20 protein-coding genes and 1 other RNA gene are annotated in these 13,912 nt (G+C 61.7%); 10 read left to right on the top strand and 11 right to left on the bottom strand.

The window, feature by feature from the left end:
• Positions 1–317 precede the first annotated feature (317 nt).
• The 4 genes from QQK95_RS21400 (at position 318) to QQK95_RS21385 (ending at position 2,842) form a co-directional block, all read left to right on the top strand.
• Positions 318–1,070, top strand: coding sequence for an AraC family transcriptional regulator (locus QQK95_RS21400; protein ID WP_284276426.1), 753 nt, complete (start codon positions 318–320; stop codon positions 1,068–1,070).
• 80 nt (positions 1,071–1,150) lie between these two features.
• Entirely contained in the window at positions 1,151–1,879 is a 729-nt protein-coding gene (locus tag QQK95_RS21395) for a haloacid dehalogenase type II (protein WP_284276424.1), read from the top strand.
• Between the two features lie 215 nt (positions 1,880–2,094).
• Entirely contained in the window at positions 2,095–2,535 is a 441-nt protein-coding gene (locus QQK95_RS21390) for a hypothetical protein (protein WP_095772016.1), read from the top strand.
• 10 nt (positions 2,536–2,545) lie between these two features.
• Positions 2,546–2,842 carry a hypothetical protein gene (locus QQK95_RS21385; RefSeq protein WP_284276417.1) on the top strand — a complete coding sequence of 99 codons (297 nt, stop codon included), beginning with the start codon at positions 2,546–2,548 and terminating at the stop codon, positions 2,840–2,842.
• A 63-nt stretch (positions 2,843–2,905) separates the two neighbouring features.
• Here QQK95_RS21385 and msrB read toward each other — a convergent pair whose 3' ends face one another.
• The 7 genes from msrB to QQK95_RS21350 form a co-directional block, all read right to left on the bottom strand.
• Complete coding sequence (msrB, locus tag QQK95_RS21380; protein WP_202357410.1) at positions 2,906–3,310, bottom strand: peptide-methionine (R)-S-oxide reductase MsrB; 405 nt, start codon at positions 3,308–3,310, stop codon at positions 2,906–2,908.
• Positions 3,311–3,411: 101 nt separating this feature from the next.
• Positions 3,412–4,209 (bottom strand): MBL fold metallo-hydrolase, encoded by a 798-nt coding sequence (locus QQK95_RS21375; RefSeq protein ID WP_284276414.1) that lies wholly within the window; start codon positions 4,207–4,209, stop codon positions 3,412–3,414.
• Between the two features lie 18 nt (positions 4,210–4,227).
• Positions 4,228–5,418, bottom strand: a complete 1,191-nt coding sequence (locus QQK95_RS21370; RefSeq protein ID WP_284276412.1) for a vWA domain-containing protein — start codon at positions 5,416–5,418, stop codon at positions 4,228–4,230.
• Positions 5,419–5,431: 13 nt separating this feature from the next.
• On the bottom strand, positions 5,432–6,217 hold the full coding sequence (locus QQK95_RS21365; protein WP_284276410.1) for a hypothetical protein: 786 nt from the start codon (positions 6,215–6,217) through the stop codon (positions 5,432–5,434).
• Entirely contained in the window at positions 6,214–6,663 is a 450-nt protein-coding gene (locus tag QQK95_RS21360; RefSeq protein ID WP_284276408.1) for a GNAT family N-acetyltransferase, read from the bottom strand. The genes QQK95_RS21365 and QQK95_RS21360 overlap by 4 nt, the downstream gene beginning before the upstream one ends.
• 84 nt (positions 6,664–6,747) lie before the next feature.
• A complete protein-coding gene (locus QQK95_RS21355; protein WP_284276406.1) occupies positions 6,748–7,089 on the bottom strand; it encodes a hypothetical protein in 342 nt (113 codons plus the stop codon).
• 2 nt (positions 7,090–7,091) lie between these two features.
• The gene (locus QQK95_RS21350; protein ID WP_284276405.1) at positions 7,092–7,931 is read right to left on the bottom strand and encodes an AAA family ATPase; all 840 of its coding nucleotides are present in this window, start codon (positions 7,929–7,931) and stop codon (positions 7,092–7,094) included.
• 135 nt (positions 7,932–8,066) lie between these two features.
• Here QQK95_RS21350 and ssrS point away from each other — a divergent pair.
• The 4 genes from ssrS to QQK95_RS21330 all read left to right on the top strand — a co-directional run bounded on the left by ssrS (position 8,067) and on the right by QQK95_RS21330 (position 10,647).
• A non-coding RNA gene (gene ssrS / locus QQK95_RS21345) (6S RNA) lies at positions 8,067–8,222 on the top strand.
• Between the two features lie 96 nt (positions 8,223–8,318).
• On the top strand, positions 8,319–8,906 hold the full coding sequence (locus QQK95_RS21340; protein ID WP_284276403.1) for a 5-formyltetrahydrofolate cyclo-ligase: 588 nt from the start codon (positions 8,319–8,321) through the stop codon (positions 8,904–8,906).
• Positions 8,907–8,976: 70 nt separating this feature from the next.
• Positions 8,977–9,801: a TIGR00282 family metallophosphoesterase gene (locus tag QQK95_RS21335; RefSeq protein ID WP_284276401.1), complete on the top strand. Its 825-nt coding sequence runs from the start codon at positions 8,977–8,979 to the stop codon at positions 9,799–9,801.
• A 78-nt stretch (positions 9,802–9,879) separates the two neighbouring features.
• Positions 9,880–10,647 (top strand): TerC family protein, encoded by a 768-nt coding sequence (locus tag QQK95_RS21330; RefSeq protein ID WP_284276399.1) that lies wholly within the window; start codon positions 9,880–9,882, stop codon positions 10,645–10,647.
• Between the two features lie 117 nt (positions 10,648–10,764).
• Here the strand turns inward: QQK95_RS21330 and QQK95_RS21325 are convergent, their stop codons facing one another.
• From QQK95_RS21325 to QQK95_RS21310, 4 genes are read right to left on the bottom strand one after another with little or no spacing between them, the layout of a single operon-like run.
• Complete coding sequence (locus QQK95_RS21325; protein ID WP_284276397.1) at positions 10,765–11,232, bottom strand: SRPBCC family protein; 468 nt, start codon at positions 11,230–11,232, stop codon at positions 10,765–10,767.
• Between the two features lie 26 nt (positions 11,233–11,258).
• Positions 11,259–11,621 (bottom strand): hypothetical protein, encoded by a 363-nt coding sequence (locus tag QQK95_RS21320; protein ID WP_284276395.1) that lies wholly within the window; start codon positions 11,619–11,621, stop codon positions 11,259–11,261.
• A 55-nt stretch (positions 11,622–11,676) separates the two neighbouring features.
• Positions 11,677–12,069: a VOC family protein gene (locus tag QQK95_RS21315; protein WP_284276393.1), complete on the bottom strand. Its 393-nt coding sequence runs from the start codon at positions 12,067–12,069 to the stop codon at positions 11,677–11,679.
• Positions 12,070–12,092: 23 nt separating this feature from the next.
• Positions 12,093–12,575 (bottom strand): SRPBCC domain-containing protein, encoded by a 483-nt coding sequence (locus QQK95_RS21310; protein ID WP_284276391.1) that lies wholly within the window; start codon positions 12,573–12,575, stop codon positions 12,093–12,095.
• A gap of 51 nt (positions 12,576–12,626) precedes the next feature.
• Between QQK95_RS21310 and QQK95_RS21305 the strand changes: the two genes are divergently transcribed.
• Complete coding sequence (locus tag QQK95_RS21305; protein WP_284276389.1) at positions 12,627–12,950, top strand: ArsR/SmtB family transcription factor; 324 nt, start codon at positions 12,627–12,629, stop codon at positions 12,948–12,950.
• A 212-nt stretch (positions 12,951–13,162) separates the two neighbouring features.
• Positions 13,163–13,912 carry a YebC/PmpR family DNA-binding transcriptional regulator gene (locus QQK95_RS21300; RefSeq protein WP_284276387.1) on the top strand — a complete coding sequence of 250 codons (750 nt, stop codon included), beginning with the start codon at positions 13,163–13,165 and terminating at the stop codon, positions 13,910–13,912.

Here is a 13,912-nt window from a genome sequence, read left to right as displayed (position 1 = left end):
TTCAATGGCTTAACGGACAGTGTTCGCTATCCGTTCACGTCCAACTGTTCAAGTTGGGTCTCAGTGGTCCCCTGCCACAGAGTTTTCCCACCCACCCGAGAACACCAGGACCATTGGCCTCGCGGACTGTGAGCAGGTCTTGAAAGTTGTGCGCGGATACGTTCTTCGCGCCGGCGCTGTGCTCCGCTACAACGGAGTCGAGGGATGCTCGTCACAAAAGACTGGTCGTTCAGCACACGGGGTTTAAATCCAAGCGAACCGTCTTCGGCGGCGTCTCATCACCGAGAGCGATGCCCACGCTTACGCAGGACTTATCGATGAACGAGACCGTTGTTGAAATCCGAAGATATTCCGGGGAGGTCGAGAGGCACCAGCATGACTATCCCCAAGTGGTCCTGCCCGTTTCCGGAGCACTCGAAATCGATCTGGGGCACCGTTCAGGACGGGTTTCGGGCAGCACTGGCGCTTTTGTTTCCGCCGGTTGCCAGCACGCGTTCTACGCCAAACAAACGGACTCTTTCGTTGTCCTCGACCTGCCGTCCCGCCTCGGCATCCGGGAGCCGGATGAAGACATGCCCGCATTTTTTGCGATTGGCCGGGAGGTTCACGGCCTGATCGACTACATGGCGGTGCTGGCGGCATCGCAGGAGCTTTCCGCCTCGCTTCGACACGCCTGGTCCACATTGCTGCTGGATCGCATCGCTCCTGCCAGGGGTCGTCCGGATCGCGCAGAGCTTGCTGTCAAAAGAGCCACGGCGTTCATGGAAAGAAAGCTTGCCGACCCAATCCGCATTGCCGATATCGCAGAAGCGGCGGGGATGAGCCCAACCCGTCTACATGAAGCCTTCACCAGACGGCGCGCGACCACTCCGCACGCGCATTTGGTTGCGATGCGCCTCGATGCGGCTGAACGGATGCTTGCCGATCCGCGCCTTTCCATCGCGGATATCGCGATTTTCAGCGGTCACTCTGACCAGAGCGCCTTGACGCGCGCAATGCGGCGGGAGCGAAACTCGACCCCGGCCGAAGTTCGCCGAAATCTGCTCGGAAGAACGGGAGGAAAAGCCTAAAATCTGGAAGGTTTTGCCGAGATATCGGCCTCGCGCGGCGCTACGGATGCGAAAATTTCGCGTGTATGAGGATCACCGATATGGATTTGACTCGTTTCAAAGCGCTGACATTCGATGTCTACGGCACGCTGATCGACTGGGAAACCGGCATCTGGAACGCGCTTCAGCCGCTTTTGAGCATGGCAAATCGCGAAATCAGCCGGGACGAAGCGTTGGAAACCTATGGAGAAATAGAGACGCGGCAGGAAGCCGAGACTCCTTCCTTGCACTACAGGACACTGTTGGCGGCAGTGCACGCAAGGCTCGCTCGACATTGGGGGATCACCGCGCAGGCTGATCTGCATGAACGCTTCGGCACTTCGGTGCCCGATTGGCCCGCCTTTCCCGATTCCAGGGAGGCGCTGGCCTATCTGAAACAGCACTTCCGTTTGGTCGTGTTGTCCAATGTCGACGGCCAGAGTTTCGCGGCTTCAAACCGCAAGCTCGGTGTCAGCTTCGATGCCGTTTACACGGCGGAAGACATAGGCAGCTACAAGCCGGATCTGGGCAACTTTCGTTTCCTGTTCGGCAGGCTGAAGCAGGATCTGGGCGTTCAGCAGGACGAAGTCCTTCATGTGGCTCAAAGTCTGTTTCACGATCATGCGCCGGCAGAGAGCATCGGGCTCGCCAGCGTTTGGATTGACCGGAGGTTTGAGATGGAGGGGCCAGGTGCAACGAAGCGTCCTCTTGCCCAGCCGAAGGTCGGGGGGCATTTTCCAACCTTGGCGGAATTTGCCGCCATGCATCGCGAAGCGAATGAGAAGCATTGATCCCGTTCGCCAGATACAGGCGACGAGATCCGACGGTCCGAGCCGTCCCCGGGCGAGACCAATGCGGCGTCTGCCCCATTGGCCGTCTGGTGGCGTTTGCTGCGCTTGCGTTGCGCACGGACCCAAATGTCCGCTAGGCTGCGGTTCTCAAAACGCCATCATATGACTCGCCAGAACGAATTTCGAAACAGTCTCGGGCAGCGGGGCAGCCGGCCATGAACGAATTCGACTTCGGTGGCCGCCGTGCCTCGGAGTTCCGCCATCGCGGCTTCTGGGCGCTGTTCGCCGAGCGGCATCCGCAAGAAAGAGCCACGCTTGCAAGGCGGGGGCCGTGGTTCTGGCAGCGCGGGCTGCCGGATTTCGCTTTGGTGCTTTCGATGTATGTCGCGCCGGCGCAGAACCAAGTCGGCGTCTTCTTCGGGCGCAACGAAAAGTTCGGCGCCACGGAGTCCTGGTCGCGGCTGAAGCCGTTCCAGCCGGCGATCGAGGCCAGGCTGAAGCTCAAGCCCGAACAGAGTTGCCAGGGTCTCGGCATCAACTCGGTGTGGCGGGTCAACTGCTACGCCGAGGACAACTGGCCGGCCATGACCGACTGGCTGGTGAGGGAATGCACACGCTTCGAAGAGGCCGTGACCGACGTTCTGGGGCAGGGGTGACGCGTCGGCGATGGCGGACTTTTTTCGTACGCGCTGGAGGGGTGAGGCGCCGCTCGGCCGGCTGTTCTGGCGCGACATGCTGCTCGTCGGGACGATCTTGAGCATTGCCTCTTCGGCGCTGGCGTTGATCCTGCTTGGATTGAAGCTGCCGCTCCGGCTGGTGCTGGCGGTGCATTTCCTCCCCGTTCCCTACAACATCTTCCTCACCATCGCCGTCTGGCGGACGGCGGAGAAGGGCGGCGGCTTGAAGGCGCAGCTGATGATGCTGGGTTCGGCGCTCTGGCTGATCGCGACGGTCGTGGTCTGAGCGGGCGGTAGTACGAAAAAGGGCGGCCGAAGCCGCCCTTTGCCGAAAGCCACGCAATGCCCTTCAGGCCGCCGGCTCGAATGTCAGCGCCACGCCGTTGATGCAGTAGCGCAGGCCGGTCGGCGGCGGGCCGTCCTCGAAGACGTGGCCGAGATGGCTGCCGCAGCGCGAACAATGGCACTCGGTGCGGACCATGCCGTAGCTGCGGTCGACGGTGGTCTCGATCGAGCCGGGCACCGGGTCGTTGAAGCTCGGCCAGCCGGTGCCGCTCTCGAACTTCAGCTTGGATTCGAACAGCGGCTGGTCGCAGCCGACGCAGGAAAATGTGCCGGCGCGCTTCTCGTAGAGCAGAGCGCAGCTGCCCGGCCGCTCGGTGCCGTGGTTGCGCATGACCGCATATTGCTCCGGCGTCAGCCGGGCGCGCCATTCGGCATCGGTGCGGGTGACGGGGTAGGTGTGGGTGTCCATTTGATCTCCTCAGCCTTGGCGGCTCGTTCTTTGTTGCAACCTCATATTCGCAACAAATAGGCATTTGTTACAAGGTTTGCCCGCATTCCCGCTCGCCATCATCATCCTATCGCCGCGAGATAGCGTGCGACAGAGGTGGCCAGGGCCGTTTTGCCAACACCAATGATGTTCAGGTCCCACCAGGCGCCGCGGATATCGTCGAAGTCGAACGGTTCAAGTGCCGCCGCGATGCGGCGCACGGCCGTCGCGTTGAGCGGTATCTGGTTGGGATAGCTGTACATGAAGCTGACATGGCGGCGGGTCGGCGTCACCTGCACGGTGTCGCCGGTCAGCAGGGCGTTGCCGCCCTCGCGCTGCCAGTGCAGTACCTGGCTGCCGGCAAAATGGCCGCCGCAGCGGACGAGCGTCAGCGACGGATTTATGGCCAGCGTCTCGCCTTGCCAGCTGACGATCGAGGGATGGGGCCGCATGATCCATTGGCGGTCGTCGGCATGGAGATAGATCGGCACGCCGCCGAAGGCCTCGCTCCAACGGGCCATCGCCGAGTAGAAATGGCAGTGCGAGATGGCGATGGCGGCCAGGCCGCCGCGGCGGTTGATCTCTGCCACCGCCTCATCGCTCACCATCGAGACGCAGTCCCACAGCACATTGCCATGCGGCGTCTGCACCAGCTGCGCCCGCTGGCCGATGGCGAAGCGCGGCTCGATGCCGAAGCCGAGCACGCCGGCATCGTCCTTCATCACCAGCCTATGCCCGGCGGCAAGCTCATGCGGCGTAATCCAGGCCTGGCCTTCCCAGCGCACAAACTGCCGCTCGTCCTCGCATACCGGGCAGTGTTGCGGCGGCGTCTCCGTCGCCGCGAACTGGACGCCGCATTGCAGGCAGAGGAAGCAGGTCATCGGATCCCCGTCGGTCTTTCAGTGCTTTCTGGAAAGCTGCTTCGTCGCGCTTTCGAGTCCGGCCAACGTCAGCGGAAACATGCGGCCGCCGAAGATGTCGCGAATCATGGCGATCGAATGAGTGTAACCCCAGTTCTTTTCGCTCTCGGGATTGAGCCATACCGCATTCGGCCATTGCTGCAGCAGGCGGCCGAGCCAGACGGCGCCGGCCTCCGGGTTCCAGTGCTCGACCGAGCCGCCGGGGTGGGCGATCTCATAAGGGCTCATCGAGGCGTCGCCGACGACAATCACCTTGTAGTCCGGGCCGTATTTGTGGAGGAGGTCCGATGTCGGGATCACCTCCGCATGGCGGCGGCGATTGTCCTTCCAGACACCCTCGTAGAGGCAGTTGTGGAAGTAAAAATATTCGAGCTGGCGGAATTCGGCGCGGGCGGCCGAAAACAGCTCCTCGACGCTCTTGATGTGGTCGTCCATCGAGCCGCCGACATCGAAGAACATCAAAAGCTTCACCGCGTTGCGCCGCTCGGGTCGCGTCCGCACGTCGAGATAGCCATGTTCTGCGGTGGCGTGGATGGTGCCGGGCAAGTCGAATTCCTCCTCGGCGCCCTCGCGCACCCAGCGGCGCAGCCGTTTCAGGGCGATCTTGATGTTGCGGGTGCCAAGCTCGACGGCATCGTCGAAGTTTTTGAACTCACGCTTGTCCCAGACCTTCACGGCGCGCCGGTTGCGGCTTTCGTGCTGGCCGATGCGCACGCCCTCGGGATTGTAGCCATAGGCGCCGAAGGGCGAGGTGCCGCCGGTGCCGATCCATTTCGAGCCGCCCTGGTGGCGGCCTTTTTGCTCCTCGAGCCTTTGCTTCAAGGTCTCCATCAGCTTTTCGAAACCGCCGAGCGCCTCGACCAGCTTTTTCTCCTCCTCGGTCAGATGCTTTTCCGCAAGCCGGCGCAGCCACTCTTCCGGGATGTTGGCGACATCGACCGCATCCGGTCCGCCTAGCGCTTCAATGCCCTTGAAGACATGCGCGAACACCTGGTCGAAGCGGTCGATGTGGCGCTCGTCCTTCACTAAGGCGGCGCGGGCGAGATAGTAAAAACCCTCAACGTCATAGTCGACCAGCCCGGCTTCCAGCCCTTCCAGCAGCGACAGATATTCCCGCAGTGAAACGGGAACGCGTGCAGCCTTCAGTTCGAGGAAGAAGGGGATGAACATCTGAGCGATCAACCTAGAGGATAGGGCAGCACACGGAACCAACGCCGGGCCGGCAATATGGGAAAGTCGACCAGATCTTTGCGCCGAGCCGCAGAAGCTCTCGCAAGAAGGTGCCGCTATCCCTCTTGTGGTTGCGATAGATCGTCGCCAGTTCGTTCAGTTGGACAGGTGTTTTCGCGACTTCTTCAGTCATGTTGCCACCGATTGCCGCCGCAACAGCGGACACCGAACCGGCCAGCTTTCCAAAGTGTTCGGGAGTGCAGAGGATTGTCTCAACGTGTTCCAACTCGTGAAGCTCATGGTTCAGCTGCGCGCAGAGACCATTCAGATGGGCATATTGGTAGCGTGGATGGGTTGGGTCCAGCAGAAACGCAACCTCCCTGCCATCGACTCCACGGGACAGATCGTAAAAGCCATACAGCCATGCCTCAGGATTGGCAGGTTCCCGCTCTTGCCATTCGCGCCAGAGCGGTCCGGTCAGCCGTCGAGATACTTGTTCAGGAAACTGCCAGTTGTCGGGCGCTGGCCAATTGTCCCAGTACTCTTCAGTTGCGCCAACGAGATGCCGCACGACCGACAGGCGAACTTCAAACGGATCGGAGGCTATTTGCTCGATAAAGGCATCGAGCTGGGCAAAGGATCGTTTTCTCAGCCCGCGCTCCCGCAGCTCCAGATATGCGATGTAGCTGGCGTAGAGCGGCTTGAACTCGCTTTCCTGTAAGACAGCGCGTATGCGCTCCAACGCTTCAAACCGATTGGCGTTCCAGGTCAGCTTTGCGCGCTGCGCTGACGATTTCATTGCAGCAGATCGTACTCGATGAAGCCCGTGCGGCGCGCTACGTGATCGTAGAGCTTGCGCGCCGTGGCGTTGGTCTCGTGCGTCATCCAGTAGACGTTCTTGACGCCGATCTTTGCCGCTTCCTGCTTCACGGCATTGATCAGCGCGGCACCGATGCCCTTGCCGCGTACGTCCGGGTCGGCGAACAGGTCCTGCAGATAGCAGTTGTTTTTCTCGGACCAGCCTGAGCGATGGTAGAGATAGTGGGTGAGGCCGACCGCCTTGCCGTCGAGCGTGGCGATAAAACCCTTCGGCTCGAATTCGCCTTCCGTGAACAGCCGCTTCCAGGTGACGGCATAGATCTCTTCCGGCAGCCTGGTTTCATAGAAGGTCAGGTAGTCGGTCCACAGGCGCTTCCAGTCGGCGTGGTCGGACTGTGCGAGCGGGCGGACAGTAATTTCGGACATTGAATGCTCCCATTTCACGCGCCAGCTTCGGCAATGTCCACTGTCGCCACAAGGGTCCACGTACGATAACCGTCTAATCCTGTTTTAACTTGACGGCTCTCCCGGCAAAAGCTGGCCGGCAAAGACCTCGAAGCGACTAACCTCCTCGACAGATTCGACAGAGTCCGGCCGAAAAGTGTCGATTTCTACGATCAACCGGCCTTCTTCGTCCTGCCTTCGGGACAATACGAGGCAACGGACGTTACCTAGTCGCGGATAGACGCAATCGGCATCGAGCCATTCCAGCGAAACACGGCTCTGCTTCTCCTGGAAGCGCCATTGGCGGCCAAATCGGTCGTTGAATTCGAATTCGACGATACCCGGTTGCGGGTCGTCGTCGATCCAGAGCGTTATAGAAACCTGTATTTCCGCATACTCTTCCGGCATGCCTAGCCCTGCCGCCGCGCCATGAAGGCCAGCCGCTCGAACAGATGCACGTCCTGTTCGTTCTTCAGCAGGGCGCCATGCAGCTTGGGCAATGCATTCTTCGGGTCGGCGCGCAAATCCTCCGGCGCGATGTCGTCGGCGACCAGCAGGCGGATCCAGTCGAGCGCCTCGGAGGTCGACGGCTTCTTCTTCAGGCCCGGTACCTCGCGGATCTCGTAGAACTGGGTGAGGGCCGCGCGGACCAGATTCTGCTTGATGCCGGGATAGTGGACGTCGACGATCCTGTGCAGCGTGTCGACGTCGGGAAAGCGGATGTAGTGGAAGAAGCAGCGGCGCAGGAAGGCGTCCGGCAGTTCCTTCTCGTTGTTGGAGGTGATGATGACGATCGGCCTGATAGCAGCGCGGATGGTCTCGCCGGTCTCGTAGACGAAGAACTCCATCCGGTCGAGTTCCTGCAGCAGGTCGTTGGGGAATTCGATGTCGGCCTTGTCGATCTCGTCGATGAGCAGCACGACCTTCTTGCCCGCCGCGAAGGCGTCCCACAGCTTGCCGCGCTTGATGTAGTTCTTGATGTCGTTGAACCTGGCATCGCCAAGCTGGCTGTCGCGCAGCCGCGACACGGCGTCATACTCGTAAAGGCCTTGCTGCGCCCGCGTCGTCGACTTGACGTGCCATTCGATGAGATCGAGGCCGAGTGCCGCCGCCACCTGGCGGGCAAGCTCGGTCTTGCCGGTGCCGGGCTCGCCCTTGACCAGCAGGGGCCGCTCCAGCGCGATCGCCGCGTTGACGGCCACCATCAGATCCTTGTCGGCGACATAGGCCGCCGTGCCTTCGAAACGCATTTTTGCTCCTTGGTTCACCCTGTGACCGTAAGGATGCCGCCCGGCTGGTGCAAGGGTCGACGCGGGAGGCGAATAAAGCCGCCGAGACTGCCTGCGTCACTGGCGCTTGACCGATGAGCGGCCTATATTGGGCAGGACGGTCTGTGCTTCCCGGCAGGAGAACATTTTCCCCGGGGCCTTAACGATCCTTAGGGAGCTGTCCCTGGGAAGACCCGTGGGTTTTCTCACACGGCGCCCACCTACTTTGTAGGTTCCCGGGATCGCTCTCTCCACCGGTTGTGTGGATCGTCACTTCTTGCAGCCCATCCATGCATTGCGGTGGATGATGCGGTGGAAAACGTCGCTCCCGAAACGCCATCCCGATCCGGCCTTTTCTATCGTCCGCGCATGACATCTCTCAAAGACCAGAAAAAACAGCTGCGGCGCGAGGCGCTTGGACGCCGCGATGCGCTCGATGAGTTCTGGCGGGTGGAGATGGCGCTGGAAATGGCCGAGACGGCGCGCGATCATCTCGCCATCGAGCCCGGCCAGATCGTCTCCGGCTTCTGGCCGATGCGTTCGGAAGTCGACGTCAGGCCCTTGATGTTTGCCCTGCGTGAACAGGGCGCCAGGCTTTGCCTGCCCGCCATTCTCGACAAGACCACGATCGTCTTTCGCGAACTGGTGCGCGGCGCGCCGATGGTGGACATGGGCTTCGGCACGGTCGGACCCCATGAAGAGGCCGAAGTGCTCGATCCCGAGGTGATGCTGGTGCCGCTCGCCGCCTTCGACGCGCGCGGCCACCGCATCGGCTATGGCGCCGGCTACTACGACCGCGCGATCGCGAAGCTTGTCGACAAGGGGCATACGCCCCGGCTGATCGGCATCGCCTTCGACTGCCAGGAGGTGGCGCAGGTTCCGGACGAGAACCATGACGTGATCATCCCGGAAATACTGACCGAGAGCGGGTTGCGCCGCTTCACGCCAAAATTGTAGATAATGGGGGCATGATCTTTTTGCGGATGTCATGCAGCTTTTGCTTCGCTGACTTTCGGTGCGGGATCATATGAGACTTCTCTTCCTCGGTGACATGGTCGGAAAGACGGGACGCACGGCGGTGTGGGAACAACTGCCCGGCCTGATCTCGGACTTCAAACTCGACTTCGTCATCGTCAATGGCGAGAATGCCGCCGGCGGCTTCGGCATCACCGAAGAGATCTTTCGCGAGACCATCGCGGCCGGCGCCGATGTCGTCACCACAGGCAACCATGTCTGGGACCAGCGCGACGCGCTGGCCTTCGCGCCGCGCGAAGAACGCTTCCTGCGTCCGTCGAATTTCCCCAGGGGTACGCCAGGGCGCGGCTCCGGCGTCTACATCGCCAGGAGCGGCGCGCGCGTGCTGGTCGCCAACATCATGGGCAGGGTGTTCATGCATCCGGAGCTCGACGATCCGTTCCAGGCCGGCGAGCGCGAGCTTGCCGCCTGCCCGCTCGGCGAGCAGGCCGATGCGGTGGTGATCGACTTCCACGCCGAGGCGACCTCGGAAAAGATGTGCTTCGCGCATTTCGTCGATGGCCGCGCCAGCCTGGTGGTCGGCACCCACACGCACCAGCCGACCGCCGACCACCAGATCCTCAATGGCGGCACCGGCTATCTGTCGGATGCCGGCATGTGCGGCGACTATGATTCCTCGCTTGGCATGGACAAGGAGGAACCGCTCAACCGGTTCCTGTCGAAAGTGCCGAAGGGGCGCTTCGAGGCTGCGACCGGCCCGGCGACCTTGTGCGGGGTTGGTGTCAATATTTCCGATCGTACCGGACTGACCGAGAAGATCGCGCCGTTTCGTCGCGGGCCGAGACTCGAAGAAACGGCTCCGTCCTTCTGGTCATGACATTGATATAGGCGCGCGCAGTACCTAACTGCCGACGACATCTGCTTCAGATCGTTAAAATAGGGGACAACGACCTCCATGCAGCTTATCGAATTTCTTGCGCCGCATTTTCAATTCGTTTCCGATCCAACCGCATGGGTCGCCTTGCTGACGCTGGTGGTGCTCGAGATTGTGCTCGGCATCGACAATCTGATCTTCATCTCGATCCTGACCAACAAGCTGCCGGAAGCTCAGCGGGCCCGCGCCCGCCGGCTCGGCATTTCGGCGGCGCTGGTCATGCGGCTGGTGCTGCTGGCCACCATCTCGATCATCGTCCAGCTGACGACGCCGGTCTTCACCGCCTTCGGCCATGGCTTCTCGTGGCGCGACCTGATCCTGATCGCCGGCGGCCTGTTCCTGGTGTGGAAGGCGACCAAGGAGATCCATCACACGGTCGATCCCGACGACCACAAGGACACGATGATGGGCGAGACGATCAAGATCTCGCTTGCCGGCGCGATCTTCCAGATCCTGCTGCTCGATCTCGTCTTCTCGATCGATTCCATCATCACCGCCGTCGGCATGACCGACGAGATCGCCATCATGTACATCGCCGTGATCGTGGCCGTCAGCGTGATGATGCTGGCGGCGGGTCCATTGGCCGACTTCATCGCCAAGAACCCCAGCATCGTCATGCTGGCCCTGGGGTTCCTGTTGATGATCGGCATGACGCTGATCGCCGACGGCATGGGCTACCACGTGCCCAAGGGTTATATCTACGCGGCGATGGGTTTCTCGGCCCTGGTCGAAGGGCTCAACATGCTGGCGCGGCGGCGCAAGAAAGCGAAGTCCGGCGACGGGCATTGAGCATCGGCGTGCTGGGCAGACTGGAGCGGTTCACCGTGGAAACGCCGAACCGCTCCGTCTCTTACTTCGACGCAATTCCGGACGGGAAAACCGCTTTACACTTTTCCTGAGATTGCTCTAGCGCCCCGGCACACCCTTCGGGTGGCGATCGCCGATCAGGTCCAGTGTCAGGCCCTGCTCCAGCCAGGCCTTGGCGCCGGCCAGCACCAGTGTGAAGCCGCCGGTCGAGCCGATCGCCTCTTTCACCTGCTCGTCGGGCGTGCCGGAGAAGCCGAAGTTGCGGACCTCGAGAAAGGTCGCATCGCCGGGCATTTCGGTGAAGGTCCAGACCACGGTGGTCGGCGGATCGCCCCATTGCATGACGATTTTTTCGTTCCTGACGATCTCGCTGGCCTTGGCGGTCGTCGAGACGCCATACATGCGCCATTCCCAGCGGACCTCCGTGCCGCTGTCCAGCCGGCCGTTGCCATGGGTGAACCAGAATCTGGCGGTGATGGCCGGATCGACGATGGCCTCGAACACCTCGGCGACAGGCCGCCGGATCAGCATGCCGGCTTCGGCGGTCGGGGTTTCGCGGATCTCCATGGCGGTCTCCTCTCCGGCGTTGGCGCTCACCAGGCGTCGGGCTCGCGCAGCATGTGGACGATGCTGGCCGGGTTGGTGATCCAGCCGCCGCGAAAGCCTTCGCCCAAGGGCTCGATGGCATCGCAACGCACGATGCCGGCCTCGGCGAGGTGTGCGGCAGCGGTGGAAAAATCTTCGGTGAACAGTTCCAGCCAGACCTCGGCCTGGCTCAACATCGGCGCCTCGTCGATCCACAGGCGGTTAGGCCCGAGCTCGAAGCCGATGGCCGGCGCCTTGGCGGTGAATGGCTTCAGCCCAACGATGTCGCGGTAGAAGGCGATCGTCGCTTCATACTGATGCGGCGGCACCTTCATGGCGATATTGATGCCGCCGGTGATCTTTTGGGTCATTGCAGGCTCCGTTGTCATGTTCTGGTGCTGTCGGTCGGATCGGTCCTAGGGGCGGCTATGGCAGATTGATCTGCCATGAGACGCCGAACCTGTCGTTGAGCCAGGCGAAACGGCGGCTGAAACCGTAATTGTCGGGAGGCATCAGGAACCCGCCATCCTTCGCCAGTGCGTCGACAATGCGGTCCAGTTCCTCCGAGGAGGAGCAGTCGACATAAAACGAGACCGACGGCGTGAAGGTGAACGCGTGGTGCACGGGGCTGTTGAAGACCATGACGTCGAGGCCGGCGATGGAAGCGCGCGCCAGCTTCACCGTCCCTTCCGGGCCATCCTCGCCGGCGCCATAGCGGGTGATGTCAAGGATGCTGCTGCCGGGAATGGTCTCGCAATAAAGGGCCATCGCCTCCTCGGCCTTGCCCTCGAACATCAGGAACGGTGTCACTTTCGCCATCGCGGGCCTCCGTTTTTCCTTGCTCAAACATTGGTCTCGTTGGCGGGTTCGCCCTTCATCTCGCTGCGGTAATAGCCGTCGCGCAGATTGATGCCGTATTCGACATAGGCCTTCATGCAGGCCAGCATCTGCGACCAGCCCTCGCAGTTGAGATAGGATTTCTTCAGGCCGACCGCGCCTTCCTGCCAGCCGCTTTCGGCGATGGTGACGAAGGTGCCGCCATCGTCCAGCGGCTCGAAATTCATTTCGATGCGGGTCTTGTAGGCAGGCTTGCCGTCGGCATCCGTGGCGTCCCAGCGCAGCACGATGCGGCTGTCCTTGACCACTTCGTCGACCTCGACCGGCACCTTGCCCCACCAGACGACGCCAACACCGGTTTCAAGCGGCGCGCTGGCGCCGCCGATGGTGGTGAAATAGCCGCTCAGCTTCCTGGGGTTGACGACGGCGTCGAAAACTTCGGCGACCGGTTTGCCGATGCGGCCGGAAACGCGGAATCCAAGAGACATATCCACAGCTCCATCCTTGATCGGTTCGACGATATGTTATAGAAATATAACATGTCAAGCCGATCGCAAGATGACAATGTTTTCAAGGCGCTGGCGCATCCGCGCCGGCGCGAAATGCTCGATCGGCTGAAGGATGAGCCGAAGACCACCGGCATGCTGTGCGAGGCCTTCCCCGACATTGACCGCTGTACCGTCATGCTGCACCTGAAGGTGCTGGAGGAGGCGGAGCTGATCGTTGCGCGCCGCGACGGACGCGAGCGCTGGAACCATCTCAACGCACTGCCGATCAAGCAGATCCACGACCGCTGGATCAGCCAATATGCCGGCCATGCGCTCAGCATCATCGATCGGCTGAAGTCCGATCTGGAGGCGTAGGCATTGCAGCAGCCTGTCCGGTCGCGTCACGCGCGCGGTGCGGCTGGACGAATTGAGCCGATTTATCTATAAGCCGGCCATTCCGACAAAGAGCGCCGTACGTCCTCCGGACGCATCAAGGACGTTCCGAGATTTTGAATTCGAGCATTTTGCAAAAGGCGAGGTAATGCATCTCGCTGCAGAACGCTCTAGCCGAACACGACAGGGGTGCCATGGCTGGCCATTCACAGTTCAAGAACATCATGCACCGCAAGGGCCGCCAGGACGCGGTGCGGTCGAAAATGTTTTCCAAGCTGGCGCGCGAAATCACCGTGGCCGCCAAGAGCGGCACGCCCGACCCATCGATGAATCCGCGCCTGCGCCTGGCGGTCCAGAACGCCAAGGCTGTGTCGATGCCGAAGGACAACATCCAGCGCGCCATCAACAAGGCGTCGATGGGCGATGCGGAAAACTACGAGGCCGTGCGCTATGAGGGCTATGGCCCGGGCGGCGTCGCCGTCATCGTCGAGGCGTTGACCGACAACCGCAACCGCTCGGCGTCGAATGTGCGCGCCGCCTTCACCAAGGCCGGCGGCGCGATGGGCGAAACCGGCTCGGTGTCCTTCATGTGGGACCGCGTCGGCGAGATCTACTATCCGGCATCGGCCGGCAGCGCCGACAAGGTCATGGAAGCGGCGATCGAAGCCGGCGCCGACGACGTCGAAACCGACGACGAAGGTCACACGATCTATTGCGCCTTCGAGAATCTCGGTGAGGTGTCGAAAGCGCTGGAAGCCTCGCTCGGCGAGGCGGAATCGGTGAAGCTGATCTGGCGGCCGCAGAACAATGTTCCGGTCGACGAGGAGCGGGCGCAGTCGCTGATGAAGCTGGTCGCCACGCTCGAGGACGATGATGACGTGCAAAGCGTCTACGCCAACTTCGAAGTCGACGACGAAACCTTGGCCAAGCTCAGCGCGGCGTGA

Origin of the sequence: Mesorhizobium huakuii (assembly GCF_030160235.1) — a bacterium.
GTDB classification, from domain to species: domain Bacteria; phylum Pseudomonadota; class Alphaproteobacteria; order Rhizobiales; family Rhizobiaceae; genus Mesorhizobium; species Mesorhizobium huakuii.
This window is presented reverse-complemented; position numbering and strand designations above follow the sequence as displayed.

Bases quoted from the DNA above. Each gene is read 5' to 3' on its own strand.
- QQK95_RS21395 (WP_284276424.1), top strand. From the start codon at position 1,151: ATGGATTTGACTCGTTTCAAAGCGCTGACATTCGATGTCTACGGCACG.
- QQK95_RS21375 (WP_284276414.1), bottom strand. From the start codon at position 4,209: ATGACCTGCTTCCTCTGCCTGCAATGCGGCGTCCAGTTCGCGGCGACG.
- QQK95_RS21315 (WP_284276393.1), bottom strand. From the start codon at position 12,069: ATGGCGAAAGTGACACCGTTCCTGATGTTCGAGGGCAAGGCCGAGGAG.
- QQK95_RS21320 (WP_284276395.1), bottom strand. From the start codon at position 11,621: ATGACCCAAAAGATCACCGGCGGCATCAATATCGCCATGAAGGTGCCG.
- QQK95_RS21390 (WP_095772016.1), top strand. From the start codon at position 2,095: ATGAACGAATTCGACTTCGGTGGCCGCCGTGCCTCGGAGTTCCGCCAT.
- QQK95_RS21365 (WP_284276410.1), bottom strand. From the start codon at position 6,217: ATGAAATCGTCAGCGCAGCGCGCAAAGCTGACCTGGAACGCCAATCGG.
- QQK95_RS21340 (WP_284276403.1), top strand. From the start codon at position 8,319: ATGACATCTCTCAAAGACCAGAAAAAACAGCTGCGGCGCGAGGCGCTT.
- QQK95_RS21355 (WP_284276406.1), bottom strand. From the start codon at position 7,089: ATGCCGGAAGAGTATGCGGAAATACAGGTTTCTATAACGCTCTGGATC.
- QQK95_RS21330 (WP_284276399.1), top strand. From the start codon at position 9,880: ATGCAGCTTATCGAATTTCTTGCGCCGCATTTTCAATTCGTTTCCGAT.
- QQK95_RS21325 (WP_284276397.1), bottom strand. From the start codon at position 11,232: ATGGAGATCCGCGAAACCCCGACCGCCGAAGCCGGCATGCTGATCCGG.
- QQK95_RS21300 (WP_284276387.1), top strand. From the start codon at position 13,163: ATGGCTGGCCATTCACAGTTCAAGAACATCATGCACCGCAAGGGCCGC.
- QQK95_RS21350 (WP_284276405.1), bottom strand. From the start codon at position 7,931: ATGCGTTTCGAAGGCACGGCGGCCTATGTCGCCGACAAGGATCTGATG.
- QQK95_RS21335 (WP_284276401.1), top strand. From the start codon at position 8,977: ATGAGACTTCTCTTCCTCGGTGACATGGTCGGAAAGACGGGACGCACG.
- QQK95_RS21370 (WP_284276412.1), bottom strand. From the start codon at position 5,418: ATGTTCATCCCCTTCTTCCTCGAACTGAAGGCTGCACGCGTTCCCGTT.
- QQK95_RS21360 (WP_284276408.1), bottom strand. From the start codon at position 6,663: ATGTCCGAAATTACTGTCCGCCCGCTCGCACAGTCCGACCACGCCGAC.
- QQK95_RS21305 (WP_284276389.1), top strand. From the start codon at position 12,627: ATGTCAAGCCGATCGCAAGATGACAATGTTTTCAAGGCGCTGGCGCAT.
- msrB (WP_202357410.1), bottom strand. From the start codon at position 3,310: ATGGACACCCACACCTACCCCGTCACCCGCACCGATGCCGAATGGCGC.
- QQK95_RS21385 (WP_284276417.1), top strand. From the start codon at position 2,546: ATGGCGGACTTTTTTCGTACGCGCTGGAGGGGTGAGGCGCCGCTCGGC.
- QQK95_RS21310 (WP_284276391.1), bottom strand. From the start codon at position 12,575: ATGTCTCTTGGATTCCGCGTTTCCGGCCGCATCGGCAAACCGGTCGCC.
- QQK95_RS21400 (WP_284276426.1), top strand. From the start codon at position 318: ATGAACGAGACCGTTGTTGAAATCCGAAGATATTCCGGGGAGGTCGAG.